This is a genomic window from Micromonospora sp. NPDC005087 (genome assembly GCF_042872965.1).
GTDB lineage: Bacteria > Actinomycetota > Actinomycetes > Mycobacteriales > Micromonosporaceae > Micromonospora.
Genome location: NZ_JBIALB010000001.1, coordinates 663,108 through 689,611 on the forward strand (window position 1 = coordinate 663,108; position 26,504 = coordinate 689,611).

Annotated in this window: 23 protein-coding genes and 4 pseudogenes; 15 read left to right on the plus strand and 12 right to left on the minus strand. The window is 68.9% G+C overall.

Features of this window, described 5'->3' with window-relative positions; translation table 11 throughout:
* Nucleotides 1-31: 31 nt before the first annotated feature.
* Both ACFYPS_RS03105 and ACFYPS_RS03110 read right to left on the minus strand, forming a co-directional pair.
* Nucleotides 32-1,060 carry a site-specific integrase gene (locus ACFYPS_RS03105; RefSeq protein WP_387322407.1) on the minus strand — a complete coding sequence of 343 codons (1,029 nt, stop codon included), beginning with the start codon at nucleotides 1,058-1,060 and terminating at the stop codon, nucleotides 32-34.
* Nucleotides 1,053-1,295, minus strand: coding sequence for a hypothetical protein (locus tag ACFYPS_RS03110; protein WP_387322409.1), 243 nt, complete (start codon nucleotides 1,293-1,295; stop codon nucleotides 1,053-1,055). The genes ACFYPS_RS03105 and ACFYPS_RS03110 overlap by 8 nt, the downstream gene beginning before the upstream one ends.
* Before the next feature lie 124 nt (nucleotides 1,296-1,419).
* Between ACFYPS_RS03110 and ACFYPS_RS03115 the strand changes: the two genes are divergently transcribed.
* Nucleotides 1,420-2,487: an ATP-dependent DNA ligase gene (locus tag ACFYPS_RS03115; RefSeq protein ID WP_387322411.1), complete on the plus strand. Its 1,068-nt coding sequence runs from the start codon at nucleotides 1,420-1,422 to the stop codon at nucleotides 2,485-2,487.
* Nucleotides 2,488-2,557: 70 nt separating this feature from the next.
* Complete coding sequence (locus ACFYPS_RS03120) at nucleotides 2,558-3,136, plus strand: hypothetical protein (RefSeq protein WP_387322413.1); 579 nt, start codon at nucleotides 2,558-2,560, stop codon at nucleotides 3,134-3,136.
* Nucleotides 3,137-3,472: 336 nt separating this feature from the next.
* Here the strand turns inward: ACFYPS_RS03120 and ACFYPS_RS03125 are convergent, their stop codons facing one another.
* Nucleotides 3,473-4,966, minus strand: a complete 1,494-nt coding sequence (locus tag ACFYPS_RS03125; RefSeq protein ID WP_387322415.1) for a DUF4041 domain-containing protein — start codon at nucleotides 4,964-4,966, stop codon at nucleotides 3,473-3,475.
* A 543-nt stretch (nucleotides 4,967-5,509) separates the two neighbouring features.
* Here ACFYPS_RS03125 and dcd point away from each other — a divergent pair.
* The 5 genes and pseudogenes from dcd to ACFYPS_RS03150 all read left to right on the plus strand — a co-directional run.
* Nucleotides 5,510-6,025 (plus strand): annotated as a pseudogene (dcd, locus tag ACFYPS_RS03130) (dCTP deaminase); the annotation flags it as partial.
* A gap of 207 nt (nucleotides 6,026-6,232) precedes the next feature.
* Nucleotides 6,233-7,087, plus strand: a pseudogene (locus ACFYPS_RS03135) (DUF6042 family protein).
* Between the two features lie 379 nt (nucleotides 7,088-7,466).
* Nucleotides 7,467-7,715 carry a hypothetical protein gene (locus ACFYPS_RS03140; protein WP_387322417.1) on the plus strand — a complete coding sequence of 83 codons (249 nt, stop codon included), beginning with the start codon at nucleotides 7,467-7,469 and terminating at the stop codon, nucleotides 7,713-7,715.
* A gap of 34 nt (nucleotides 7,716-7,749) precedes the next feature.
* The gene (locus tag ACFYPS_RS03145) at nucleotides 7,750-8,442 is read left to right on the plus strand and encodes a hypothetical protein (protein ID WP_387322419.1); all 693 of its coding nucleotides are present in this window, start codon (nucleotides 7,750-7,752) and stop codon (nucleotides 8,440-8,442) included.
* Between the two features lie 423 nt (nucleotides 8,443-8,865).
* A pseudogene (locus ACFYPS_RS03150) lies at nucleotides 8,866-11,898 on the plus strand (Tn3 family transposase).
* Nucleotides 11,899-11,902: 4 nt separating this feature from the next.
* Here ACFYPS_RS03150 and ACFYPS_RS03155 read toward each other — a convergent pair.
* From ACFYPS_RS03155 to ACFYPS_RS03165, 3 genes and pseudogenes are all read right to left on the minus strand, one after another.
* Nucleotides 11,903-13,468, minus strand: a complete 1,566-nt coding sequence (locus tag ACFYPS_RS03155) for an MFS transporter (protein ID WP_387322421.1) — start codon at nucleotides 13,466-13,468, stop codon at nucleotides 11,903-11,905.
* 95 nt (nucleotides 13,469-13,563) lie between these two features.
* Entirely contained in the window at nucleotides 13,564-14,199 is a 636-nt protein-coding gene (locus ACFYPS_RS03160) for a class I SAM-dependent methyltransferase (RefSeq protein WP_387322423.1), read from the minus strand.
* Nucleotides 14,196-15,154: pseudogene (locus ACFYPS_RS03165) on the minus strand (NAD(P)/FAD-dependent oxidoreductase). The gene ACFYPS_RS03160 and the pseudogene ACFYPS_RS03165 overlap by 4 nt, the downstream one beginning before the upstream one ends.
* A gap of 97 nt (nucleotides 15,155-15,251) precedes the next feature.
* On the opposite strand from ACFYPS_RS03165, the gene ACFYPS_RS03170 reads away from it, so the two are divergent.
* From ACFYPS_RS03170 to ACFYPS_RS03180, 3 genes are all read left to right on the plus strand, one after another.
* A complete protein-coding gene (locus tag ACFYPS_RS03170; protein ID WP_387322425.1) occupies nucleotides 15,252-15,848 on the plus strand; it encodes a helix-turn-helix domain-containing protein in 597 nt (198 codons plus the stop codon).
* Between the two features lie 278 nt (nucleotides 15,849-16,126).
* Entirely contained in the window at nucleotides 16,127-16,744 is a 618-nt protein-coding gene (locus tag ACFYPS_RS03175; RefSeq protein WP_387322427.1) for a recombinase family protein, read from the plus strand.
* Nucleotides 16,741-16,941, plus strand: coding sequence for a hypothetical protein (locus ACFYPS_RS03180; RefSeq protein ID WP_387322429.1), 201 nt, complete (start codon nucleotides 16,741-16,743; stop codon nucleotides 16,939-16,941). Before ACFYPS_RS03175 ends, ACFYPS_RS03180 begins: the two co-directional genes overlap by 4 nt.
* Nucleotides 16,942-17,104: 163 nt before the next feature.
* Here the strand turns inward: ACFYPS_RS03180 and ACFYPS_RS03185 are convergent, their stop codons facing one another.
* Nucleotides 17,105-18,418: a zinc-ribbon domain-containing protein gene (locus ACFYPS_RS03185; RefSeq protein ID WP_387322431.1), complete on the minus strand. Its 1,314-nt coding sequence runs from the start codon at nucleotides 18,416-18,418 to the stop codon at nucleotides 17,105-17,107.
* Between the two features lie 227 nt (nucleotides 18,419-18,645).
* Here ACFYPS_RS03185 and ACFYPS_RS03190 point away from each other — a divergent pair, with 227 nt between their 5' ends.
* Both ACFYPS_RS03190 and ACFYPS_RS03195 read left to right on the plus strand, forming a co-directional pair.
* Complete coding sequence (locus ACFYPS_RS03190) at nucleotides 18,646-18,912, plus strand: DUF3800 domain-containing protein (protein ID WP_387322433.1); 267 nt, start codon at nucleotides 18,646-18,648, stop codon at nucleotides 18,910-18,912.
* A 527-nt stretch (nucleotides 18,913-19,439) separates the two neighbouring features.
* The gene (locus ACFYPS_RS03195; RefSeq protein ID WP_387322435.1) at nucleotides 19,440-20,000 is read left to right on the plus strand and encodes a hypothetical protein; all 561 of its coding nucleotides are present in this window, start codon (nucleotides 19,440-19,442) and stop codon (nucleotides 19,998-20,000) included.
* Nucleotides 20,001-20,398: 398 nt separating this feature from the next.
* Here ACFYPS_RS03195 and ACFYPS_RS03200 read toward each other — a convergent pair whose 3' ends face one another.
* On the minus strand, nucleotides 20,399-21,394 hold the full coding sequence (locus ACFYPS_RS03200) for an AAA family ATPase (protein ID WP_387322437.1): 996 nt from the start codon (nucleotides 21,392-21,394) through the stop codon (nucleotides 20,399-20,401).
* Between the two features lie 611 nt (nucleotides 21,395-22,005).
* Here ACFYPS_RS03200 and lexA point away from each other — a divergent pair.
* On the plus strand, nucleotides 22,006-22,656 hold the full coding sequence (gene lexA, locus ACFYPS_RS03205; protein ID WP_387322439.1) for a transcriptional repressor LexA: 651 nt from the start codon (nucleotides 22,006-22,008) through the stop codon (nucleotides 22,654-22,656).
* Between the two features lie 58 nt (nucleotides 22,657-22,714).
* Here lexA and ACFYPS_RS03210 read toward each other — a convergent pair whose 3' ends face one another.
* Nucleotides 22,715-22,963, minus strand: a complete 249-nt coding sequence (locus ACFYPS_RS03210; protein ID WP_387322441.1) for a helix-turn-helix domain-containing protein — start codon at nucleotides 22,961-22,963, stop codon at nucleotides 22,715-22,717.
* A gap of 186 nt (nucleotides 22,964-23,149) precedes the next feature.
* Here ACFYPS_RS03210 and ACFYPS_RS03215 point away from each other — a divergent pair, with 186 nt between their 5' ends.
* Nucleotides 23,150-23,812, plus strand: coding sequence for a hypothetical protein (locus ACFYPS_RS03215; protein ID WP_387322443.1), 663 nt, complete (start codon nucleotides 23,150-23,152; stop codon nucleotides 23,810-23,812).
* Nucleotides 23,813-23,856: 44 nt separating this feature from the next.
* Nucleotides 23,857-24,075, plus strand: coding sequence for a hypothetical protein (locus ACFYPS_RS03220; protein WP_387322445.1), 219 nt, complete (start codon nucleotides 23,857-23,859; stop codon nucleotides 24,073-24,075).
* Nucleotides 24,076-24,229: 154 nt separating this feature from the next.
* On the opposite strand, the gene ACFYPS_RS03225 is transcribed toward ACFYPS_RS03220, so the two are convergent.
* The 3 genes from ACFYPS_RS03225 to ACFYPS_RS03235 all read right to left on the minus strand — a co-directional run bounded on the left by ACFYPS_RS03225 (nucleotide 24,230) and on the right by ACFYPS_RS03235 (nucleotide 26,167).
* Nucleotides 24,230-24,532 carry a hypothetical protein gene (locus ACFYPS_RS03225; RefSeq protein ID WP_387322447.1) on the minus strand — a complete coding sequence of 101 codons (303 nt, stop codon included), beginning with the start codon at nucleotides 24,530-24,532 and terminating at the stop codon, nucleotides 24,230-24,232.
* Nucleotides 24,533-25,037: 505 nt separating this feature from the next.
* A complete protein-coding gene (locus tag ACFYPS_RS03230) occupies nucleotides 25,038-25,964 on the minus strand; it encodes a hypothetical protein (protein ID WP_387322449.1) in 927 nt (308 codons plus the stop codon).
* Nucleotides 25,955-26,167, minus strand: a complete 213-nt coding sequence (locus ACFYPS_RS03235; protein ID WP_387322451.1) for a hypothetical protein — start codon at nucleotides 26,165-26,167, stop codon at nucleotides 25,955-25,957. The genes ACFYPS_RS03230 and ACFYPS_RS03235 overlap by 10 nt, the downstream gene beginning before the upstream one ends.
* Nucleotides 26,168-26,504: the final 337 nt, after the last annotated feature.

Consider the following 26,504-nt stretch of genomic DNA (forward strand, 5'->3'; position numbering starts at 1 on the left):
CGCCAGGTCGAGACCAGTGCGGTGCGACGGGTCAGAGGCCGACGTCGGTGAGGGCGTTGTCTTGCCACTGGTCGGCGTCTTCGATGTAGCCAGCGAGGGTGGCGGAGCCGTCTTTCCATCCGCCGTGGCGGGCGATGCGCAGGGGGTTCTTGCCGCTGCGGTGGGTTTCGGTGGCGAATCCGCGGCGCAGGGAGTGGCCGGTAAAGGCGCTGGCGGTGTCGAGGCCGGCGCGTAGTGCGGTGCGGCGCACGATGATGGCGACGGCTTGGCCGGTGATGCGGCCGGTGGTGTCGCCGCGGCCGTGGGGGGTGCGCCCGAGGGTGCCGTGGCGGTCGATGCGCCGGAACACCGGTCCGGATGTTTGGTCGTGGGCGGCGAGGGCGTCGAGCCATGCCTGCATGGTGCGTACGGGGCAGGTGGCTGGTCGGGAGGTGTAGGGCAGGGCGGTGCTGCGGCCCACGGACTCCTTGTCGGTCTTGGAGCGGCGGATGGTGACGTGCAGGCCCTCGCTGGTGAAGGTGAGGTCGGCGATGTTCAGTGCGGCGAGTTCGCTGCGGCGGGCGCCGAGCGCGAAGCCGACGACGATCAGGGCCCGGTCGCGCACTCCGGCAAGGGTGGTCCTATCGAGGGTGTCGACCATCGCCCGCAGCGCGGTGACGGTGACCGCTTTGGCCTTGCGCACGCCTCGGCCGGACTCTGCGAGTTCGGTGCGGTGCCGGCGCAGCACCGCGCGCGCCGGCCGGGTGTGGGGCGGCGGGAGGTCGGCGGCGGCGTGGGCGACGGTGATGGCCGCCATTGCGCGCTCGATCGTGGACGCGGCCTTGCCTTCGTCTGCGAGGTGCGAGACGTACTCGGCCAGGGTCGCCGCGGTGGCCGGCAGGTGTGATCGTTGGTGGTCGTCGCACCAGTGGGTGAAGCGGCGCCAGTCCCCGGCGTAGGCCCGCCGCGTCGACGCGGGCACCGACTCGCGGATGCGCCGCCGCGCCGCTTCCGACAGTTGCTCGTTCGGATCGATGAAGGTGGTTGGTTCGGCGCTCCCCCGGGCCTCAATCTCATTCACGAGAAGGAACGTTATCGTGAATGAACGACGGAGCGGGGTCAGGTGGAGGGCGGCGTGTCGCGTCGTCGGCGGCGAGCGTCAGGCGATACACCGCGTACCGGATTTCGTCAAGATGCGGTCCGCCGCCGTACCGCAGCTGCGCACCGACCCGTCTGGCGGTGGCCGCCTCGAAGACGATCACGCCCGGCGGCCCGGCCGGCTCGCGCTCGGTCTCCAACGCCTCCGGGTCGTCCACACCCCGATCCTTGCACCGGTCCGCCCGGTTCCCGGCCGCATTCGTTGTCGCGGATCTTCGCCCCGACCGGGCGACCTCTCCCCCACGATGCGAAGGTGAGGAGTGTTCACGGCCGGCGCGGGCGGTGAGCCCGGCCCGGCGCCGGGCCAGCGCGGCCGCGGACCCGGTGCTGCGTCGGCCGGTCGCGCCGATGCTCGCCACGCCGGTCGACGCGGTGCCCGAGGGCCCCGACCTGATCCATGAGCCGAAATGGGACGGCTGGAGGTGCATCGCCTTCCGCGAGGCCGACGGGGTGTACCTGCAGTCGCGGGCCGGCCGGAACCTCACCACCTACTTTCCCGACATCACCCGGGCGGTCCGGACGCTCCCGGCCGGGGTGGTGCTGGACGGCGAGTTGATCGTGTGGCAGCGCGGCCGGACGAACTTCGCGCTGCTCCAGCGGAGGATCACCGCCGGCCGCGGTCTGCTGCGCCTGGCCCACGACTGCCCCGCCCACTACGTGCTGTTCGATCTGCTCGCCGACGCCGGCGGCGAGGTCATCCTGGGCCTGCCGCTGTCGCAGCGGCGGGCCCGGCTGGAGCAGCTGCTCGTCGACGCGCCGACGCAGCTCACCCTGACCCCGCAGACGACCGACATGGAGCAGGTCTCGGACTGGCTGGTGAACTGGACCGTCGCGGCCGGCATCGAGGGTGTGGTCACCAAGCGGCTGGGCTCCAGGTACGAGCTGGGCCGGCGCGGCTGGTGGAAGTTCCGGACGAGGCTCGTGACCGAGGCGATCGTCGGCGGGGTGACCGGCAGCATCAGCAGCCCCGTCACCGTGTTGCTCGCGCGGTTCGATCGGAGGGGCCGGCTGCGGTACACCGGGCGGACCCACCCGCTGACCTCCGCCCAGCGGGAGCAGCTCGCCGGGATGCTGTCTTCGCTGCACCCTCTGCAGCACCGCCGCGCCGCCGTGGTGCACCCGTGGCCGGAGCCGCTGCCGGCGTCGTGGTCGGGGCAGTTGGAGCGGCCGGAGCCGCTGCGGTACGTGCAGGTGGAGCCGACGGTGGTGGCGGAGATCGACGCTGACGTCGCGTTCGAGCACCAGCGATGGCGCCACAGGGTCCACTACGCCCGGGCCAGGCCGGACATGTCGGTGTACGACGTGCCGCTGCTGCTCGGCGAGGAGGAGGGCTACTTCGGCGAGACCTAACGGTCCCCTGGTATGTGCTGAATAGCCGAATAGCCCACCTCGGGGGTTTTCGACTGGTACGGTCCCCGCCATGACTCGCGCCTACCACTTCGCCGCGGCGGTCGCCCTGGTCACCGTGCTCGCCGGGTGCGACGGTGGGGCGGAGGACCCCGTTACGACCAGCGCCACGCTCGGCCCCACGTCCGCGGCCCCGGCCTCATCGACGCCGACCGCATCGCCGTCGGCCAGCCCGAGTCAGGACGACATGCTCGCCGTCGGCAAGACCTTCACCTTCAAGAACAACACCATGACCACCACGGTGCTGCGGTACAAGCAGCCGCTCAGCGAAGACGGCTCTGACGACATGAGGAAGAAGGGTGAGGCGTTCGGTGGGCTCGAGGTGAATACCTGCAACCTGGCCAGCGCGACCGAGCCGCAGCAGGTGGGCGTCGGCGCCTGGTCGCTGGAATGGTCGGACGGTACGACCACCAACCACAAGTGGTCCAACGTCGTCTCTGCGGAGTACCCGTTCAACTCCAAGACCCTCAAGCCGGGCCGGTGCGTGAAGGGGTGGATCGTCTTCACGGTGCCTCTGAAGAGCAAGCCGTCCGTCGCGGTGTACGAGGGAGGGGCCAACCAGGGTCAACCGGCTGAGTGGAAGCTGAGCTAGGGCACGACGAAGCCCGCCCACTTCTCGGTGGGCGGGCTTCTTCCGTTGCTGGTTGCCGTGCCTGCCAGCTTTCTGCGGCTACTGGAGGCGGGCGTTGGCCTGTGCGGCGGCGGTCGACACCTTGAACACGACGACGCCCGGTCCCTCGCCGACGGCGAGGGTGACGGCTCCTCCGCCTGTCCCCCGCCAGGCGTCTCCCTGATCACTCTGCAGCGGGTTGGCCCTCGGCCGCCAGGGTCTTGTCCGCTGGCGGCGCGGCGAGCAGGTGCTTTCGGTGCTGGTTGCCGCTGATCGGTCATCTACCGCGCCGGCCCGGGCCTGGCGGAAGCTGGCCGGTCAGGCGTTGGGGCCGTCGCCAGGTGTCGCGCTGCTGGTGCCGCTTAGCGGCTCCACCCGCGCGCTGGCGAGGCTCTGCCGGTACTCCAGGGCCTCAGGCACCTCGTCGTACTGCAGGAGGTTCCCCGTCAATGCGAGCAGGTGCGTCTTGGTCTCCTGAGGGGTGACGTGGAAGAACTCGCGACGCTGGTTGACGAGGTTCACGCGACGGTCCGCCAAGCGGGTGTGCATCTGGGTCTCGATGCCGACGGCGTCCTCGGAGAAGAACAGGGCATGCACGTCGAAGTTAAACGGGACCGAGGCGTCGCTGAGCTCCCGCACCCGGTCGAGCGGGTCGAGCCGCCGGGTCATGCCGATCTTCACCATGTCCTCGCCGAACGCCCCGATGTTGGAGATCACGTAGACGTACCCGGCGCGAACGTTCGCGGCCCGATAGTCCACGGCCTCCGCCGCCGCCTCGACCTCGGTGAGGCGTTCCTCCATTTGGGCCACGCCCTCGGCGTCACCCTTGGCCCGAAGGGCGGCGAGCGCATTGACGTAGTGCTGCCTCTCCTTCTCCAGGCGGGCGCGCTCGCGCTCGATCTCCTGCTGGACCTTCCGCTCCTCGCGCAGGCGCGCCTTCTCCTCCCGCTCCCGCTCCTTCTCCTCGGCAACCTTCGCCAGGTAGTCCGCGGTGAGCTCGAGCTCCTTCCTGCGCAGACGGTGGTAGTCGTTGGAGATCCGGATGTCCATCGACTTGCCCAGACGCGCGATCGTTTCCGCCACCTTGTTCAAGCGCTCGATGGCCGAGTCCAGCTTGTAGGGCTTGAGGCCGCGGACCAAGTTGTCGGCCTCGGCGTTGTAGGCGCGCAGGATGAGCTTCGAGTAGTCCCGGACCATGGCCCGTCCCTTGGCCTCTGAGCCGGAGACGGTTACGCGGGTGTCCGCCTGGACGGCGCCGCCATCCTTCATGGCCATAGCCTTGATCCGGTCCTGGACGGTCGCGAGCTTGCCCTGGTAGGCGACGGCGTCGGTCAGCGGGTGCCGGTACTCGTACACCCCGGCTTCCTGCAGCAGGACGGTCTCCTCGGTGACGACCACCTGCTGGCTCAGCGCGCCCACTCGCTGTTCGAGCTCGGCTGTCTGCTGCGTCAGCCGGTCGCGGTACTGCTCCAGCTCGAACGCCGCCATCTGTCCCAGGCGCCGCATCTCGGACTGCAGACGGTCGTGCTCGCCTCGCAGCTGGGTGAGCTCACCCTGACGCCCGTCCAATTCGCCCTGCAGCTTGGTGGCTTCGGCATGCCACGCGGTCAGCTTCTTCTGCAGCTCACCGTTCTCGGCGGCCAACTCTCGCGCCTTGCCGCGGGCGCCGAACAGGGGGATCTCCTCGTCGACCCAGAGCTGCCACTGCGGCGGCGGAGGGCCCCATGCCGGGTCCGGCTTCCAGCCGGCCGGGGGCGTCCACCCGGCCGGGGGCGGGGGCCAGTTCGGCGGTGGGTTGTATCGCGTCGTCATGGGGGGTCGTGTGTCCTCTCCGGCTGCCGCATACCAGTCAGCCACCGCGCCGGCCCGTGGGGGGGCCGGACGGAAGCGAACTGATCAAGCGTGGAGGTCTTCGATGAACTGGTCAATCGGCCGCAGGTGCTTGGGTGTCAGTCCGACGTGCCGCGGCGGGCAGGCCGTTAGCACCGTCCCCAGCGAGCGCAGTGGCGCGTCGCGGCCGCGCCACTCCACCAGCCAGCGCAGGGCGGGTGTCCCCGCTGCTCGGTACGTTGGGGCGGCGCGGGTGAGCGAGGCGACGTAAGCGCCCCCGCTGGGGAGGATCCGGCTCATCATGAAGTCCCGTCCCGCCGCCGCGTCCGCGGCGCAGCTGTGCGTCAACTGTCTGGTCCTGGTCGGCCGGCACGGTGACACGTGGCGGCACACCGCGATTCTGGACCGCAGCCGGTACGAGGTGTGCGAAAGCCCCTCCCCGGCCGAGCGGCGAAGGTGTGCGAGGTGGAACGCGGGCACGGGCAGCCGGTCGGGGGGTCGGGGGGTCGGGGGGTCGGGGTGAGTCTGCTGTCGGATCGGGGCCTGTTCGCGGAGATCACCGCTGGCGGACTGGCCCTGGACCCGTTCGAGCCGGAGCTCATCCAGCCCAGCTCGGTCGACGTGCGCCTGGACAACCGGTTCCGGGTCTTCAACACCCACCTCTACAAGCGCATCGACCCGTCGGTGCAGCAGGACGACCTGACCAGCGAGGTGGTGGTGCCGGAGGGGCAGCCTTTCGTGCTGCACCCGGGCGAGTTCGTGCTGGGGTCGACGCTCGATGTGGTGTCGCTGAGTGACCGGCTCGCGGGCCGGCTCGAGGGCAAGAGCTCGCCGGGCCGACTGGGGCTGATGACGCACTCGACCGAGGGATGGATCGACCCGGGCTTATCGGGGCACGTGACGCTGGAGCTGTCCAACGTGGCGAACCTGCCGATCGTCCTGCGGCCGGGGATCAAGATCGGGCAGCTGTGCGTGTTCCGGCTGTCGTCGCCAGCGGCGTATCCGTACGGGTCGGCGGTGTACGGGTCGCGGTACCAGGGGCTGCTGATCGAGTGGCCCGCCGCCCGCCGGTTGGACGCCGCAGACCGTCATCGCCGCCGACGAGACCTACTCCGCCACCGGCGTGTTCGCCCTGACGCCCGGCCCGGACGGCGCGCTGCTGCCCGGAGTTGGTCCGCCGCACGCCCGCCATCGCCAGCCAGCCGCGCCGTGACGGGCAGCGGGTGATGGGATGGGTACGATCCGGCGATGACCGATTCGGATGGACACGAGCCAATCCGTGTTCCCGCGCTTTTTCGGTTGGGCTGGTACCGCTGGCTGCCGCTGTCCGCGATGGACTTCGAGCACCTCCTGCACCGCTTCCCCGACCTAAGCCGGCGCGAGGCCGTGCAGGCGCAACGCGTATGGGATGCCCGCCGTGCCGGCGTCGATCTCGACAACAACCTGGCACCCGATGTGCTGGCGGACAGCCTGCCCGCAGCGCCGGCGTGGCCGGCAGCGGCTCGGCCGACCGGCGAATCCGGTGATGAGCAGGCGTATGAGGAAGAGCTGGCCGACCAGCAGCGACGCATCGGCGAGTACGACGAGGTGACCACCAGCCTCGGAATCCACCCGGTACGTACGGCCGAGCACGTGCTGGACCTGATGATCACGCTCGGCCTCATCGAGGTCGAGGCGGCTGACGAGGGCGAGGCACTGCGGCTGGCCGCGAACCCGCCGCTGCCTACCGAGGTCCTGCCGTTGAGCCCGGAGCAGCGAGCGGAGGAGGACAGGCTGCGGTGGCGGTCGCGATACGGGGCGCTGTCGCAGCGGGTGCTGCGGCTGTTCATCCATGATGCGAGCGGCGGCCTCAGCCGGGTCACGCTGCCGACTTAGCTCGATCGGCTCGCCACCGCGATTGGCTCGGACGCGGAGGACGTACGTCATGCGGTCCAGGTTTTGATCGACGAGGGGGATTTCTCCGCCCAGCGGCAGGGTGCCCCGGTCGACGCCGAGCGGCTGGTCCCTCATCAGCGGTTCGACCTCGTCGTCGATCCGAGCCGGTTCTACGCCGACCGGATCTCCGTACAGCTCAACAGGCCAGTCGAACGCCCCGACGCCTGAGCCGCCCGCTTCGCCGGCCGTTGCGAAAGGCCGGTCGCCAGCGCAGCTCGCCACCGTGCTCGATGACATAGTCACCGCGCAAACTTCGGCGCTGGATTTCGCTGCGGACATGGACCTGGCAGCGGGTGCTCCCGCGCGAGTGTTCGCCGGTCCGCACGGATGGCCGCCGCTCGGCGGCCTACGACAGGGTTGGTCGATGCGCCGAGACCCGGCGAGGACGTAGGATGGGCGGCGGCAGAAGCGCCTGCCCGTTCCGAGCATCGGTGGCCCACGTCCACTGCCGCGCCGAGGACAAGGTTCTCCGAATCGCGCAGCTTGGTCTCGTCGGTCTTTTCCAGCGGCGAGGCGGACGTGGGGCGTCTCGCGACAGGGAGTGCCGATGACCAGGAACCGTCGCCGCAAGATGGAGATCAGGGCGCAGCAGGCCAGCACCGGCGTGCCGTACCTGGAAGCGATGCGGCAGACCCTTTCCCCCACCACCGCCGCCACGCCGGCGCCGGTGAGCCCGCAGGTCGAGCTGCGTCCTCCGCTGGCCGCCTGGCGGCGTCCGGTCTACTGCCGCTACTGGGCCGACCGACCTCATCGCCCGGCACGGCGAACTGATCGCGCTGACCATCAGCGACGGTGACGGCTGGTGGGGCCTCGACGACCTGGCGCGTGGCGTGGCGGGCGCGCTGCAGGAGCGGCCGGCTGGTGCGCGGGGAGTGTGGATCGGCATCGGCGGCGGCTACAAGGCGACCAAGCGCGAGCACCTGGCCGGCATCGCCGCGGCGCTCGACGGGGCCGGTGCCCTGCGTCGGCTGACCGTCCGCGTCCTGCCGGACCCGGCGGTCTGCGAACACCCGAGCTGCCGCCGCCGACGGGGTGAGCCGCCGATCGAGAAGACCGGCGCCGGGGACCCGCCAGCCCGGCCGGCGGCCCCGCGAGGGGTGATGACCCTGGGTCCGTCGCTGAGCCTCGCCGAGGTGATGGAGGCTCACCCGACGCTGGGCTACGCCGGCTTCCGGGTGTTCGACAGCCGACTGAGCCGGGAGGAGCGGGACCAGCAGTTGCACTTCAACCGGGAGCATTTGCGTGACGCTGAGCGCCAGGTCCAGGAGGTGCTGGGGTGGCTGCGGGCGAACATCACCCCGATCAAGACCCCCACGACCGGCAGCTACGGGATGAAGCACGTGGTGGAGGACCTGCTGGGCCGTTACGTCAGCAACGGCGAGCTGGTCGCCGCGGCGCTGATGGCCGGGTACCCGTGTAAGGGCCCGTTCGGGCCCAACGCGACGTTCGGGATGCGCAAGAAGGACGTCGACCGGGTGCAGGCGGCCAGGCAGGAGCAGGCCCGGTCAGCGGCCGGCCGGTGATGGAGTGCGCTGGACGTGCATGGTGGCCACGGGCCGGTCGCAGGTGACGCACACCAGCCGGTAGTGGTCCGTCGCGAGCTTGCCGACCCGTACCGCCGCAAGCGTGCTGCGGGACGCAGCTGAGGAGTTCGGGGATCTGCAGCGGCGGCTGGAGTCAGCGCGCTGCCGGTGGTGCCGTTGTCGCGGGAGATGACCCTGCTGCACGGACCGAATCGTGAAAAGGCCGATGCGGTGACCGGCTACGCCTACCCAGACCCGGCCGAGCACAGGCGCAAAGGGCTGAACGGGGACGGGGCACCCGGATAGGGCCGCCCGTAGTTTCCCGCGTAAAAACAACGCTAAGCATCTGAGCGTTGATCTGGGTCTGTCGGACCCGTAGCGTGCCGTCCGTTTGGTGATGGTCGATGCGTGGGTGGTGGGTTCGTGGCGACTCGGGACGTGTTCTCTGAGGATGAGCAGGCGCAGCTTCGGGCGTTCCCGGAGATCGGCCGGGTGGAGCTGATCCGGCACTTCACGTTGACGGATGCTGACGCGGCGTTCTTGCGCCGGTTCCGGACGGGCCGCAACGTGCTGGGGGCGGCGGTGCAGCTGTGTGCGTTGCCGTGGCTGGGGTATGTGCCGGACGATGTCGCGGCGGCACCGGTCGCCGCGGTGGGCCGGTTATCGCAGCGCCTGGGCGTGCCGATGGGTGAGTTGCGGGAGTACGGCAGCCGGAGCCAGACCCGCACTGATCATCTGCGGGAGGTCGCCGCGTACAGCGGGTGGCGGCAGATGGACGCCGTCGGGTGGAAGGATCTCGACGAGTTCCTGTTCGCTCGGGCGATGGAGCATGACAGCCCGAAGCTGCTGTTTAGGCTGGCGTGCGAGTACCTGCTGTCGTCGCGGGTGGCGCGCCCTGGCGTCGTGAACGTCCTGGAGCATGTGGCCACGGCCCGCACCCGGGCGCGGGAGGAGACGTGGACGCGGGTGGCGCACCTGCTCAGCGAGCGGCGCCGCGCGGAGCTCGACTTGTTGCTGGTGCCGGACGCGCTGCTGGGCCGCACGCCGTTGGCCTGGTTAGGCGTGGGGCCGACGTCGTCGAGCCCGGCTGCGGTGAAGGCCGAGTTGGAAAAGCTGGCGTACCTGCGCCGCCTCGACGCGCACACCTTGGACCTGTCGATGCTGCCAGCGGAACGGCGCCGGTTCCTCGCCGGCGTCGGCCGCCGCCTGACCGGGCAGGCCCTTGCTCGCCGGGATCCGGAACGCAAGTACCCGATCCTGTTGACGCTGCTGGCGCAGTCCGCGGTCGACGTCCTGGACGAGACGCTGCTGCTGTTCGACCAGGCCGTGTCCGGGCGCGAGTCAGCGGCGAAGGCGAAGCTGACCGAGGCCTTGGCCGAGCGGGCCCGGGGTGGGGAGAACCGGCAGCAGCTGCTCGACGAGATCCTCGCGATCGTGCTTGATCCGGTCGTCGGTGACGAGCAGGTCGGTGGGCTGATCCGTTCGCGGGTGGGGATGGAGCGGTTGCGGGCGGCGTGGGCGGTCAAGCAGGAACGTCTTCCGCGCGACCACGGGCACCTGGCGATGATGGACGCCTCGATGAACTACCTGCGCCAGTTCACCCCGGCGGTGCTGGCGGCGGTGCAGTTCGCTGGCGGGCCGGGCACCGAGCAGCTGCTGCAGGCGGTGTCCATGCTCGCAGGCCTGTACGCGATGGGCACCCGCAAGGTACCGCCGACTGCACCGGTCGGGTTCGTGCCGACGAAGTGGGCCGGTTACCTCGCCGCCGCGGCCGAGTCCGGTGACGTGACGGCGTACCGGCATTACTGGGAGCTGTGCGTGCTGGTCGGGCTGCGTGACGCGTTGCGCTCCGGGGATGTATTCGTGCCGGGCTCGCGCCGGTACGCCGATCCGGCTTCGTTCCTGCTCACGCCTGAGTTGTGGGCGCCGCAACGGATCGAGTTCTGCACCCTGGTGGGTAAGCCCGCCGAGGCCGTCGACGCACTGGCGGCGGCCGACGACGAGCTGCACACCGCTCTGGCGGATTTAGAGGCGTTGCTCGCGAAGGGCGCGGCCGGGGAGGTCCGGCTCACCCACGACGGTGAGCTGATCATCCCGCCGCTGACCGCGGAGGACGTCCCTGCCGAGGCTGACGCGCTGCGTACGGAACTGGCGACGATGCTGCCCCGCGTACCCCTGGCGTCGGTGCTGGTCGAGGTCGACGCCCGGACCGGGTTCACCGATCACCTGGTGCACGCCGGCGGGAAGGTTAACCGGCCGGCGGAGCTCAAGCGCAATCTGATGTACGTGATCATCGCCGAGGCCACCAACATGGGTCTCGGCGCCATGTCGGAGTCCTGCGGGGTGCCGTACGACGTGCTGGCCTGGACGGCCGAGTGGTACTTCCGCCCGGAGACCTTGGAGGCGGCGAACGCCGCCGTGGTGAACTACCATCACCGGCTCCCGCTGACGCAGGCGTTCGGCTCCGGCACGCTGTCGTCTTCGGACGGGCAGCGGTTCCCGGTCAAGGGCAAGTCCATCACCGCCCGGCACCTGTCGCGGTACTTCGCCCGCGGGCAGGGCATCTCCACCTACACCCACGTGTCGGACCAGCACTCCACCTACGACACGAAGGTCATCGTCGCGACCGCGCCCGAGAGCTACTAACTGCTCGACGGGATTCTCGGCAACGAGACGGACCTGCCGATCGCCGAGCACGCGACCGATACCCACGGCGCGACCCTGGCCAATTTCGCACTGTTCGACCTGGTTGGCAAGCAACTCTCGCCGCGGATCCGCGACCTCGGCAAGATCACTCTGTATCGGACCGGGCCGAAGGTCGACTTCGAGGACCGCTATCCGCGGGTCGGGCCGCTGCTGACCCGCCGGCTCAACACCGACCTGATCACGGGCATGTGGGACGACCTGCTGCGCGTCGCCGCGAGCGTGAAGGGCGGCCACGCCACCGCCGCCCTGGTGGTCGGGAAGTTGTGCTCGTCCAAGCGGCAGCAGAACGCGCTGACCAGCGCGATCAAGGAGTACGGGGCGCTGCGTCGCACCCTGTACGCCGCCCGATACCTCGCCGACGAAACGTACCGGCGGCGCATCGCCCGTCAGCTCAACAAGGGCGAGAACCTGCACGCGCTGCGCCGCATCCTCGCCTACGCCGGCGAAGGCGCGCTCCGGCGCCGGCACCACGAGCAGCAGTCCGAGCAGATGTGGTGCCTGACCCTAGCCACCAACGCGATCGTCTGCTGGTCCACCGAATACCACGGCCTGGCCGTGGGCGCGCTACGCCGCGACGGCCGCGACGTCGACGACGAACTGCTGGCCCACATCTGGCCGACGCACCACGAGAACGTGCACTTCTACGGCACCCACTCCGTCGACATCGACGGCGAACTCGCCCAGCTTGACGCCGACGGCTACCGACCGCTGCGCCCCACAGCGTCCGTCCTGCCGCAATATCTCAGGTAGGACGTTATCGGGCGATGGCGTCGCTCGTCGGACTTGCTTCGGTCGTCGGTGTGGTGGGTGGGATGCGTTGGGGGCCTCGCGCGAGAACGTAGACGAGCAGGATCGTCATGACGGCGACTCCTGCCCACATGGCCTGTTGCCAGCCGTTGACGAAGGACTCCTGGGCCGCCCGAATCAGTGCCTGCGCCTGGGTGCCGGCGCCGTCTGCGGCGGCGATGGCGTTGGCGATGCCTTGGCGGGCGGTGCCGGCCGCATCGTCTGGAACCCCGTCGAGGCGGGAGTCGATGGCGTTGCGGTAGCCAGCGGTCAGGACGGCTCCGAGCAGCGCGACGCCGAGGGCGGTGCCGAATTCCCTGGTGACGTCGTTGAGTGCGGACGCGACACCTTGGCGCTCACGCGGCAGGGCGGAGGTGATGGCCTCGGTTGAGGGGGTCTGCGTCAGGCCCATGCCGAGTCCCATGGCGAGCATGCCGGGCAGGATCGCCATGTAGCCGCCGTCGACGGAGACGAAGGAGGCCATGAGGGCCAGTCCCGCGCCGCCGAGGAGGATTCCTGAGGCCATCGTCGCCCGGGCTCCGACGCGTGCGGCCAATCGGGGGGCGAGGCCGGAGGCGAGCATCATCATCGCTGCCATGGGCATGAGCGCCAGGGTGGAGCGCAGGCCTGACCAGCCGAGCACTGCCTGGAAGTACGGGAAGAGGACGACGAAGATTCCCGCCTGGACGCCGAACAGTGCCAGCAGTGCCAGCGAGCCGCTGGCGAGACGTCGGTCGCGGAAGAGGCGCACGTCGAGCAGTGGAGCCGGCCGCCGCAGTTCCCACACCACGAAACCGATGGCCCCGACGACGCCGACAAGCAGGCTCAGCAGGGTCACGGGTGCGGTCCAGCCCTGAATCGGGCCCTCGTGGAGGACGAAGATGAGCCCGACCACGGCGACCACGGACGCCAGCGAACCGACGACGTCGAATCCGTGCTGCGACTCCTCGCGCGAGTTCGGGACGGATCGCAGTGCCGTGGCGGCGGCCGCGACGACGAGCGCGACCGGCAGAACGAACAGCCACCGCCAGCTCGCCCAGTCGACCAGCACCGCTGACAGGTACATTCCCAGGATGCCGCCGCCGCCGGCGACGGCGGTCCAGACGCCGATCGCCTTGGAGCGTTCCTCGTCGGGGAACGTCGAGGTGATGACGGCCAGGGTGACCGGCATGATCATCGCGGCGCCCACGCCGCTGAGCAGACGCGCTGCGATCATGACCTCGGATGACGTGGCAAGGCCGGCCACCGCACTCGCCACGCCGAAGATAATCAGGCCGGCGAGCAGCACAGGTTTGCGGCCCCACCGGTCACCGAGGGCGCCGAGCGGCAGGAGCAGCGCGGCCAGACTAAGGGTGTAGGTGTTGATCATCCACAGGACGGTGCTCTGCGACGCGTCGAAGGCGACAGCGATCTCCTGCTGGGCGACGTTGAGCCCAGAGACAGAAGCGATGACCGCCATCAGGGCGATACACACCGCGATCAGGATGGCCCGGCGGCGGCGCGGGTCATGGATCGCCGCGTCGGCGGCGCTCATATCTGGGGAGTGCATGCGCGGATTCCTTTCCAAGGGCGCAGGGAGGTACAGCGCCGGGGTGAGCGAGTCAGTCCCGGCGCTGAGGAAGTGGTGGATTAGGGGCGCCGTGTGGCGCGTACGACGACGTCATGCAGAGGGATCGCGTGTCCTGCGGGGCCGGTGACCGTGCGCGAGTGCTCTTCGACGGTGACGATCTCCCACTCGGCGTTGTCCAGGCCCGCGGTGATGTCCGCGAGGGTGACCGATGCCTCGGCGGGATGGTGGTGCTCGTGCCCGGTGGCTCCCGAGGTGTGCAGGTGCCCGACGATGAGCAGGGTGCCGCCGGGCGCCACCCATGCGGAAATGCGCTCGTAGAAGGCCAACTGCGGCATCGCCGGGTGCGCGTAGTGCGTGGTGACCAGGTCGAACCGCATGCCCGGATCCCAGACGGTCAGGTCCGCCTCGACCCACCGCACGGGCTCGGGCAGACCGGTGGTCGTTGCGCGGGCGGCGGCGCGGGCGAGGGCTTCTGGGGCGATGTCGGCTGCGGTGACCTGCCAGCCGTGGGAGGCGAGCCAGATCGCCTCGGCGCCGGCGCCGCATCCGGCGTCCAGCGCCGTGCCCGGCGCCAGGCCGCCGGTCTCGCGGGCGAGATACGGGTTCGGCGGATTGCCGGCCATGGAGCCGGGCCGGTCGCCGTGCGCCTGGTGCCAGTGCTGTTGCCAGTAGTCCTTGTCGAATCCGTGCGTCATCGGACTGCCTCCGCGTTCGAGAGCCGGGCGACCGCCCGGTCGGTGTCCTCGGCGACGAGGTCGGCGTTGATGTGCGCCGCGGCGCGAGCGCCGTCCGCGGCGGCCGCGCCGACCTGGGCGGACATATCGGTGGAGTTGCCCGCGACCCACACCCCAGGCACCGAGGTCCGCCCGGCCGGGTCGGCGGCAATGAAGGAGCCCACCGGGTGCGCGGTCGCCTTGATGCCGATACCCGCGAACACCTCGGCGCGGGCGACCATCCGCGACGCCACCGCCAGCGCTTCGACCTTGACGATCCGATCGTCGTTCAGACGGACGCCGGTCAGGCGGTCCCCGTCGATCTCCAGCCGCGAGACGCCACCGGTGATCACCGGGATGCCGAGCGCGTCGAGCTTCGCCCGGTCCTGGTCGCCGAGATCGTGGTCGTTGCAGAAGAAGTGCACGTCGTCGCTCAGCTGCCGAAACAGCAGCGCCTGGTGCACGGACATCACCCCGGTGGCAAGCACGCCAATCCGGCGGTCGCGGACCTCCCACCCGTGGCAGTACGGGCAGTGCAGCACGTCGCGCCCCCACCGCTCCCGCAATCCCGAGATCTCCGGCAGCTCGTCGACCAACCCGGTGGCGATCAGCAGCCGGCGCGCGTGCACCACGCCACCGTCGCGCATCACCACCGCGAAGCCCAGCGACGTACACGACACGTCGCTCACCTCGGCCGAGAGGATCTCGCCGCCGTAGCCGGTGACCTCATCGCGGCCACGCGCCAGCAGCTCCAGCGGGCCCACCCCGTCGAGCGCCAGCAGGCCGTGCACGCCTTCTGGGGCGCGTTCCTCGGAGCGCCGGCGTCCACGACCGTCACCTGGCGACGCGAGCGCGCTAGCATCAGCGCCGCGCTCAATCCCGCCGCGCCGCCACCGACGACGACCACGTCCCTCATGATCTCTGCCTGCTCGGCCATGTCGACCCTCCCGTTCACCGTCTTCGCGGCTCGCCAAGAATCGTGACCGCCACGAAGCAGATGGGCAAAGATCTTTGCCGAATGGCAAAATGGGGGCATGGATCAGGAACTTGACCGCATGCTCGACGCCGTCGGGCCGAGGCTGAAGCAGCTCCGACTTCGACGCAACATCACGCTCACCGACCTCGCGGAGGAAACCGGGATCTCCGTCAGCACGCTGTCCCGGCTCGAAGCGGGCCTGCGGCGCCCGACGCTCGAGCAGCTCCTCCCACTCGCTCGCGCCCACAGCGTCACCATCGACGAGCTCGTCGATGCGCCTCTGACCGGAGATCCCCGCATCAACCTGCGCCCGGTCGCCGCCAGCGACGGATCGACCATCCTGCCCCTGACCCGTCGGCCCGGAGGCATCCAGGCCTACAAGTTCGTCCTCCCAGCCGGAGCCGACGACCGGGAACCCGACCTGCGCACCCACGAGGGCTACGACTGGGTCTACGTCCTCAACGGCACGCTGCGCCTAGTCCTCGGCGAGCACAATCTCATCCTTGAAGCCGGGGAAGCTGCGGAATTCGACACCCGCACCCCGCACTGGTTCGGGGCCACCAGCTCCGGTCCCGTCGAGTTCCTCAGCCTCGTCGGCAGGCAAGGCGAACGCGTGCACGTCCGCGCCGCACCAAGACCAAACCCGTCCGAGTGAGGGGCACTGCTGCGGAGCAAGGCGTTGTCACCCAGGCTGGTGCCCCGACAGCGCGACATCCTTGATCGGGCCACGCCAGCACTTTGCGTTCATCGCAATACCTTGTTCCTGTCGCAGTCGTGCGGCCGGAAGCCGACTGTTCTACATCCAAGGAAGTGGAACGGCTATCCGGCAGCCTGGTCGCGGGACCGAAACCGGCCTCCGCGCGTTCCGCAACTCGTTCCACAACATGTGTTCCAAAACGGTAGTACGGTTCTGAATTCCGGTACGGTATCCGGGTGACTGACGGACCAGCGCACCCGCCAGCAGGGCTCGACCTCGGCTACGCACGGGTCTCGACGACCAAACAGAGCCTCGAACGCCAACTCGACGCCCTGGGCGCGGCTGGCATCAGCGATGAGCGGATCTTCACCGACAAGAAGAGTGGCGCCACCGTCGACCGTGACGGCCTGACCGCGCTGCTGAAATACGCCCGTCCCGGGGACACGATCATCGTGCACACCCTCGACCGGCTCGGCCGCAACCTGCGCGAGGTCCTCAACCTCGTGCACGAGCTCGCCGAACGCCGCGTCGGCGTGCGGTCGCTGGCGGACCCGCTGCCGATCAACACCGCCGACGAAGGCATGGGCCGCATCGCGTTCCTCCTACTGGCACTGTTCGCCGAGATGGAACGCACCTTCACCGCCGAACGCGCCGCCAACGCCCGCGCCGTCGCCGAGGCCAATGGCCGGCACGTCGGCCGCCCCGTGGCCCACCCCGCCGACAAGATCGAGTACGCCCGACTGCTCAAGGCCCAAGGCGCCAGCCTCGGTAAGATCGCCACCAAGACCGGCATCCCCAAGACCTCGCTGCACCGCTACCTCGCCGACACCGACGCTGCGGCCGGCCCGCGATGAGCAGCCCGGTCGAGCTCATCGAGCAGCTTCAGCAGCCCGCTGACACCACGATGACCTGCACCGGACACCCGTTCCGGCGCTTCGGCCTCAAACGCCCACGGCGGATCTGCGAACAGACCTTCGCCGTCCCAGCCGCCGCCAACCCGGTCATCTGTCCCTGGTACGTCACCACCCGGCAGCCTGGCCCCGCCGCTTAGCGTTGTTTTTGCGCTGAAAACTACGGGCAGCCCGGATACCGGCCGGCGGCATCGCTCGCTTCGTGGAGTCCAGGCTGGTGCCGGTATCGGCTACCACCGCCGGTGCGTGAGCGGATGAACTGCGGGCGTTCCGGGCTCGTACGCATCCGGCGTCCCTTCAGGGTCAGGAGTCCCACCACTGCGCGATTCGGGCCCCAAGAGGCGCCACGGCGTCGAATCGGGGCCGGTGGCGGAGCTGCAGCAACCTGTCGTGTCTGATCGGGAGGTCAGGGAGGTCGTTCTCGCGGATCCGTACGACGTGGTGGCCGGAGGCGAGGAGATCCAGGGTCTTCATCTCGTCGAGGGTGGTCTTGTCCGCGTGCCAGTACTGGCCGTCGTACTCCACGACGAGATGGCGCCCGCCGGCGGAGACGAGGGCATCCACACGCCATGCTGGCCCGTTGACGGTGCGCGGCACCGATGCACCCTGCCGGGTCTGCGTCCAGTGTGCCCGCAGAGCCTCCACCAGCATGGTCTCCGGGATGGAGGTGCCGGCGGTGGAGCAATGCGGACAGCCGGTTCCCGCCGAGCGGGTTCCGACGGACGCCTCCCACTCGTGACTGGCGTCTGCAGGGCACACCCAGCGCACGACGTGCGACGAGTACGGCTTCACGTGAAAGGGGGTCAGCGCGTTGGCCCGATGCCACTGTCGGGCCAGGTCCGGGTCACGTTCCCCCAGGCTGTCCAGTATCGACTCGCAGACCGGGCAGCGGTGACGCGGCTCCGTCAGCCGTTGCTGAGGCGACGCCTGCCACTCGCAACCGCAGCAGGCGGAGAGCCACCAGATTTTCCGGACGGAGAACTCTCCGATGTCGTCGGCGGTCCGCCTGTTGCGCGTGGGGTGCCACTGCGCGGCAAGCTCGGGATGCGCCTCCGCCACGGTCGGAGCCCTGACTACGCTGCAGTGCGGACACCCCGAGGTGTAGTACCGAAACGGCGAGACGCGCGGACGGTGACCGTTCGGGCAGTGCAGCTTGCGCATTGCGTGGTCGCCGAGGAGGAGATCACCAATCGGCTCGTCGTCGCACCAGGCGGCCACGAGTTCGGGCAGGGAATCGATCCGGACGGTGACGAGAGCTGCCGTCTCGGCCTCGTCCTCGGCGCGACATTCATCGCACGCGCGGGTCGAGATCGTCCCATCCGTGCAGGCGACCGCACCCACCTTCGCCTGGAACGCATGGCCTGCTGAACAGAACCACCATGCAAGCAGGTGCGACTTGGCCGTCACCGTCAAGGGCGTTGCCGGTAGATTCGCCTCGATGTCCCAGAACATGCCCACCTCGGGGTGGGTATCGGCCAGCGGACGACGCTGACGACGGTCGGCATCGGTTCTCACCACCGCGACAGTCTGCACCATGCCCGGTTGCCGCGCGGGGACGGCATTGAGCTGCCGAGCATCGCCGGGATGCGGGTACAAGACCGGCTCATCGCCCGGCACGATGGCCTTCCGCGACGACCAACGCATCAAGGCCGCGCGGACCCCGCAGATCCTTCCCGTCCATCAGCCGCAACAGGTCAGCGAACTCCAGAGTCTTTTCCACCGCGGGCTTTGTACCACCCCGCTCCGACAACCGACAGCGGATTTCCCCACCCCCGGCGGCGGGGCCACGCGGAAATCCGTTGCCCGGCGGCCCACGGGTTGACCATGCTGACGCGCATGGATCAGTGGCTGACCTGGACCGGTATCGAGTGGCGGGCACCGGCGGCTACCGGTCGCGGAAGCTGACCCGGATCGTCGACACGCTGCACTTCGCGCCGTCCCACGCGAGCCGCCTGGTGCAGGCGGTGGACTTGGTGACATTCCTGTTTCAGCGGCTGGAGATCCCCGGCACCGACCCGCGTGCCGCCGCAGTGAACGATCAGCTATGGGCACTCGTCGAGCCTCGGCGCTATCACTCGCACCGCTGGAATCCGATGGCCCACCCGCACTGATCCGGATGCACGAGAGGCCCGCATCAGCGGGCCTCAAGGCGGGCGCGGGAGCCCGGAAGGGCGTCCTGCGGTCTTTAGGCTAGCAGGACTTTGTGCGTCGCGGGCAAAGTCCTGCAGGGGAGGCCGCCACTCGAGGGGACATCAGCGGCCCGAGTGGACAGGGTCGCCTGCGTTACGAAGAGCCGCCCCGCCGCCCACGTACCGAGATGTTGCGCGACGACCCGGCCGCAGCTCGACGGGACAGCCATCCCTAGCAGTACGTCCTGCGCGGCGGCGAGCACCGGCGAGCGTGGACGGGCAGTGCCGGTATCGGCCTCGGGCACGGGCGGGGCCGGGTGGGCAGAGCGGCAGTTGCGAGCGGCCGGACGAGCTGTTCGCCATGTAAGCGAGAACGTTGTGTCATGCCGGCGACAATGGGAGATGCGGTCCCGCGTCGTCGTGCTCGACGAACTTAATGGCAGCGGGTCCGGGGCCGCGCAAGCCTCGCCTGTGGCCGTCCTGCAAGTAGGGGCAGCCATACTGCTGGCATGCGTGACGGCCTGCATGGACCGAACGTCATCATCGCTGGGGAGCAGGTTCTGCTTCTCGTGGCGGTCAGCGGTGGTGAGGCCGTGCACCTCGCGCGCCGGCGCCGGCCGTCGGAGCCGGGCCGCGACGCTGTACCCGAGCACTACCTCACGGGCGGGGATCGCGAGCGGGAGGCAGTCCAGCGGCGGTATGACGTTGAGGCGCTGCGGGAGCCGGTCTGGGAGCACACGACGATGTGCGGCCGGGAGTGGGCGCTGATGGTCGGGGGTGAAGGGGGCACGCTGAGCAGGTACCGGGAGCCGGCGTTCGCGCCGACCTGCCGGCGGTGTCTGACGGCGATGGACCGCCTGTTCCCCGCGCCTGCGGTCGACCGCAGGGTCCCGGTCGTTGCCGAGGTGGTCTGCGGCGTGGTGCGTGAGCACGGGTACGCGGAGGTCCGGGAGGTGGCCGGTGACCAGCTTGCCGTCCTCCGGAAGGAGATTCGGTCACTGATCAAGGCAGCAGACGGGCCACCCCGCCCAGACACTCGTTCACGGCGATCTCCTGCTGGTGGTATGTGATCCGCTGCGGGACCCGGAGGCAGAGATGCGCGCGGCGGCCGAAGCGGTAGGAGCAGTGGTGTTCGGGGATCAGCCGCTTCCGGCCACGCGACCCGAGCGGCCTTGGATTGTCACGTGGACCGCGTGGACCTGGGCTAGATGCCGGATCGGCCCTTCCGCGTGCTCGCCACTCGCGGCTGCTTGAGCTGGATCTGCAGCGCGGCTCCTGGACGCGGTCAGATGGGCGGGGTTGCGGTGCTCGCCGCTGTCGGTCCGGCCCTCCCCTACGGCCCACATGCCGACCGCGGCGAGGACGCACGCGGTGGTGAGTGCGGAGGTGGTAGCCGTGCGGACTAGGCGGCCAAAGCCGTGTTTCCGCAGCTCAACCCCAAGATTCGTGTACTAGCGGACCAGTGCATTCAGTGGAGCCCAGGGAGTCGGATGACCTCTAGAAGCTGGCGTGTGACGGCTTCGCTGCCGTCGTCGATCGCGGCCAATGCCCCCGCTTGGATCAGGTGGGACAGGTTGCCGATCATCCCGTGCGTTCGTTCGTGTAGGTACCGGTCTAGGCGGATAAGGGTGCCATCCTCGTGGCGGTGCAGCCGCAGTCCGGCCTCCAGGTTGGCCACCAGGCCCTCCCACTCGGGCCCATAGGGAATCGCCCCCGCTTTGACGAGCGTTATCTGGCGAGCGGTTTGCGTGGCGTGCCCCCTGGTGAACAGCCCGGATTGTTCGAGGTTGATCCCTGCGTAGACGAACATCGCCGGCAGGCGCTCGGTCAAGTATTTGAGCTGATCGGAAGGGTACTCACCGGCGGCGGTAGGCAGGTCCAGGTTGTGGATCTCGTCAACCAGCACCAGGTCACATCGGGCTTCAGTGAGCGCTTGGCCGACCCCGTCGACGAAGTTGGTGAAGCCGGCCCGCGGGTTGATCGGTGACCGGCCGAGAAACCGGGCGACCTCCGCAACAAGGTTGCGGAGAGAGCATTGCGGCGGGGTGGTCACGTAGACCACGGAGATGCGGTCTTGGCTGGGATAGCGCTGGCGAATCCACAGCTCGTAGGCGCGCCCGAGCTGCGTGAGGCCGGTGCTCTTGCCCGTGAACGGGGGTCCCGACACGACCAGGCCACGGCGGGCGATGGAGTCGTGATGGTTGAGCTGGGTCAGCCCAACCTGCTCTTCGATCTCCTGAATAGTGGGGGTCGCCAAGACGACCCTTCCGCAGTGGTAGTCGAACCGGGCCTTGTTGTAGGCCGGGCGTGCGGCCTCGGACAGCGCGGCCCACTCGGCCTCGGGGAGCAACTCGAAGTGGGGCGGGACTGCCTCCACAAAACGGCGCCAGCCGCGCAAGGTTGTGATCGGGTCGGGCCGCTCATTCGGCAGGCCGTCGCCGTGCGCCTCGGCGTTTACTGCCATTGCGTGGCCTCCTCGTTTGCATCGAAGACGGCGAGTGGAAGGCCTTGCCAGCTGCATCTCGTCTGGTTCCGGCTTGGCCGGTCGCCACGAATCGGTGCCGTCGGTAGTCGCGGTTGGGCGGGCAGAGGCGGATGCCGCGGCGCAGATAGGTGCCACCACCCGCCCCGCGGCCGCTGGTGGCTCCGCCATCGCACCGCCCTCTCAGATTGATCGACGATGATGGTAGCGGTCGCATGGCCGAAGGCGGAAGACATTCAGCGGGCCACGCCGGGGTCCGACATGACTTCAACCGAACATCGATCGGCCGTACGACGACCGGAAGGAGATTCAGCCAGCTGCCGGTGGCGGTTAGCTTCGAGCCTCCATCTCCCGAACGAGGCCAGATCGGATGTGCAGCGGCGGTTGTTCGTGGAGACGAACCTGCCACAGCCGGGCACGCGGCCGTGGCAGACGGCGATCGGCGACAACGTCGACTACACCCACGTCTGCCTCAAAACGCACGTCCGGATGCGGCTTCGCCGTTTCCCCGGGGAGCCCGAGGAGTTCGGATACCCGAACCCGCACCGAGTGCGTTAGTACGCGCGTTCTAAAATCTGTTGTATTGTCCATGGATGACAACCTCCGATGGGGCCGAGGCCGAGCCGCCCCACGTCAGCGCCAAGCAGCAGCGCGTCCTGACGGTGATTCACGATTGGATCCAGCAGCACGGCTACCCACCCACGGTGCGCGAGATCGGCGCAGCGGTCGGGCTTGGCTCTCCCTCGTCCGTGGCGTACCACTTGAACATTCTGGAACGGCGCGGCCTCCTGCGTCGTGAGGCAAACGCGTCCAGGGCGGTCGACATCCGCAGGGCGCGGGTTGGTACGGCATCGAACGGAGCAGACGAGCCAAGTGTCAAAGTTCCGGTGCTTGGCACTATCGCTGCCGGTGCCCCGATCCTCGCCGAGGAACACGTGGAGGACGAGCTGACGCTGCCTCGCGCCCTAGTAGGGCACGGCACGTTGTTCGCTCTGATAGTTAAGGGCGATTCCATGATCGAGGCGGCGATCTGCGAGGGAGATGTCGTCGTCGTGCGCCAGCAGGCGGTCGCCGAGAACGGCGACATCGTCGCCGCGATGATCGAGGGCGAGGCGACGGTCAAGGCCTACCGGAGCCGCGACGGTCGCGTCGAGCTCGTCCCGCGAAATCCGCTCTACGAGGTGATCTCCGCCGAACATGCGGTCATCTTGGGCAAGGTCGTCTGTGTGCTTCGGCGGGTCTAGCGTCAAGCCGACGTCTCCTCGCGGCGTCGGTGGCGTCCTTGGTCTGCTGCGATGCCAACTAGTTGGTCCGGCTGTCTGTGCAGGCCGTTTGGGCTAGGTCGCCCAATGGCACGCCGACGGCATGCGCGATGCCGTGCAGGACGCCGATCGTGCAGTTGATGCGGCCCCCTTCGACCTCAACCAGCATCCGCCGCGAGACGCCGCTGCGCTCGGCGAGGCCGTCGAGGGTGAGATTGGCCGCGCGTCTGGCCTTCGCGACCGCATGGCCGAGCGCCGCAAGGTCCACGGGCGGCGGCGGCTCGATCACAAGAATTCAGGAAAGTCGCCGCCAGAACTCTTGTCAGTGCAGGATAATGCCCTAAATTGGTGAGCATGCGGCCGTCGCCCGTCGCCTCACTGCAGCTCCTTCCGGCGACCAAGCCCGGATCGCAGGGTCGGGGTGGTCGCGAACGAGTTAGGCCACTGGCGCCCCTGCCTGCAGGACGGCAACGCGATGATCGACCGTGAGCGGGCCTACCGAGTCTTCGACGACCGCCATCCGTCGGCCCCGTGGGTCAGCGTGCACACCATCGCTGGCAAGGTGGCGAGCCTCCGTCGCGCGGTTTGGCGGGCACTCGTCGACGGCGCCGACGAGGCAATGCACGTAGCACTGTCACCGACCCAGCTCGCAGCGGCGATCGCAACAGCATCTGGACGACGTCCGGCGAACAGGGCCAACATTCAGGCCGCGTTGAGATGGCTACAGGAGGCTGGACTGCTGAAGATCGTCGACCACGGCAACGGCCAGCGCTGCAACACCTACCAACTCTGCATCCCAAAGCCAAGGGGATCGACCCGACCGCAGCGACCCGCGCAAGATCACCGGCTCCAAGCCTTCGACATCCGCGCCAAAGCATGGAGCCCGCAAAAACGCCGCACCTGGCGGGCAGTGTGGCAGGCGATCCTCGCGGCGGCCGACTCAGAGGGCCAACTCGTCGGCGACGTAGCAGAGCTCGCTGACGCGGCAAGCGACAGGCTCGGCATCGACATCGCCGACGAGACAGTTGCAAAGATCCTGCGCTGGAGTGTCGCCACCCAGCTTACTGATCAAGCCCGTGGTGGACGCATTCCCCTATATCGAATTAGGACGCAACCTACAGTGAACTCCGGCTGTTGAATTTCGTCTCAAACACGCAGATGGACAGGAGGGGGACGTCGATGATGCGGGACGAGGTTGCGCAGCAGGCAGGCGAGCCCATCGACTGGAGTGCCGCCCAGGTGGACACCACGGACCGGCGGATACGGATGGCCTACACGCTGAGCTTCGACTCCGACGACAAGCTGGTCCAGTGGCTGGAGGCCGAAGCGGGCCGGCGGGGAATGAACCCGATCGAGCTGATGCGAGACCTCCTGGGCGAGGCGTACCGGCGCGCCGCCTGACGGCATGCCGCCCAGCGCGGTGACTGCCTATAGTCCGCCGGAGCAGCCGCCCGGCCAGGTCGAGGCGCTCGGGAGGTCCACCCACCTGGCTCGTGCCGGTTCTCAGGCGAAGCGGCCGCTTCTCAGGTGTCCTGGCCGTGAGTCTGTCAGCTTCTCAGTGGACGGCCTGGGTGGCGTGGGCGATCGCCCGGCGAAGCGCGGACAGCGACACGGGCCGATCATCCTCTAGTTCGGTCAGGCCGAGTTCGATCCACTCGCGGATGAGGGTGGATGCCTTGACGCCGGCGTTGTCCGCTGCGGCGCGTACCCGCTGATCCAGGTCAACGGGCAGGCGTACCCCGCGCATCACCATCGGCTCGGTGTCCGCCTCCGGCGGCAGGTCTACCTGGGCGGTCTCGTCGTACTCCACCTCACTGCGGGCGAACGCCTCAGCCGCCCGGACCACGTCCTCGCTCATCACCCGCTAGCCTCCTGCGCTTCGTAGCGTTTCAACTCAGCCGGGGTCATCTCCCGGGCCCCGATGATCTGCTGGTCGAAGTCGCAGACTGTACGACGGCAACGACCAAGGACCGCCCGGCCTGGGTGCGTCCCATCACCTCGGTGAACCGACACGCCGCCGCTGTTGGCCGCGAGCGGCGTACCCCGCCGCGACGGCAGCACCTGCGCGACCTCGTACGGCTCGACACCCACCAGGGTAGTTCCACGGCTCGAACACGGACCCTTCCATGTCGCCCACCGGTATGTCCCAGGACCATTCGCTGTACACGTAGCTGTCCGCACGGCAACGACACCCACCACCCCGATCGATCAAGGTCGTGGTTCCGAAGCGATCCCCCAGCTCACCGCCGCCGGGAGGGGCCGTGATCAACGAGACCTAAGAGCTCGCATCATGCCGCCGGTCGATCTGATCGAAGAGCAGTTGCTGCGATGCTGGGCCGAGTGCGCACAGCTGAGTTGGACTTCTACGCGACGAACCCCTCGAACCAGCTGAGCTCGTCCTCGATTGCGGAGGCCAGGCCGGCTCGCCCAAGGTCGCTGTCCGGGTCGGCGAGCACGGTGCGGATGCTGTTTGCAACGAAATGCGTGGAGCCTACTAGGGCCATTCTTAGATGCTCGCGCCCGTTGTTAATCGCTCCGACGTCTGTGAAGCAGGGATCGCCGTCCCGGCCGGTCAGGTGCGTCAGGGCATTGCGGGTCTTTCTGAAGTCCTCCCAGGTGCCCGAAAGCTCGCGCCACATCGGCGCCGGAATGTAGGTGCGAACCAGCGCCATGAGCTGGTTCAGGCTTGACGCGAGGTTCGGGTTCGCCTGCGGCGCCAACCCCTCGGCGATGCCGGCGCATCTCCAGAGAACCGAGGTAGTGACGACCTCCGGCCACGGCTCATCCCGCTCGCCAAGGTCGATGAGGTGGTGTACGAGCCCTTCGTATGCCAGGCGCACGTTGAGGTCGGGCGGGTCTTCCGCGAACACGACCGGCAGCTCTCGGTCGTACTTGCCGTAGACGGCACCGAGCGTCCAGGCTACAACTGCCGGTTGCCCCTCCGGTCCGTCGGGCAGAGATCCATCCTCCGGCGCCTTGCGCAGCTCCTCGCGAGCGCGACGTCGAAGCACGCGGGAGAACTCTGCGGCGTCCCCACGCAGGACGCTGAGCAGCCATGTAGCGAGGTCCGCATGGTGAGATGGCAGGCCTTCGTAGATCTCCTCCGCGTTGTCGAGGGTAAGCCGGTACTGCCAGAGGCGTCGGTACGACTGTGCCATTTCGGCAAGCCAGGATGCGTCGCGGTCGATGAGGTTGAGGCGTGGCTCCAGCTCCGCGGCCCTGTCACATTCGGCGAGCATCGCGTACAGCTCGACATAGACGGGAGGCGCGAGAGCACAGGTCAGCTCCACAGCAGCTGCTCCAGCCGTTGGGCCAGCGGCAGGGGCGTCACCGGCCTCGGCTGTGCCATCGCCACGGAGCTGAGCACGTTCTCGGGCACTGGGAACTGCTGCAGCAGCGCGGGGGTGAGACGTGGGATCAGCCCTTGGACGAGGGACGCGCGTAGCTCCTGCGCGGACTCCGAGCTGAGGTACGAGGCGAGCGCCGGAGCCAAGGCCGGTCTGTTGGGTCGAATGACGAGGACACCCTGGCCGGCGAGGCACTCCTCTTCGCTGACGGAAACGCGCCCGCGAAGGCCCACTTCGACGACGACGATGTCACCTGGATGTATCCGAGGAGCAGCGTCGACAGTGGCCCACATGCGCACATTGCGGCCATCGACAGAGAGTCCTTGGCGGACGGGGAGGGTGTCGGGCCGAGGCGTCGAGAAGTATGAACTTGGTCGGCGCCCGGACGCGACCTGAGCAAGGTCACCAAGTCGTATCCCCTCTTCTAACAGGGAGGGGTTTCGGAGGGATAGTTGGGCATGCCAATCGCCTGTCGCGGCTAGG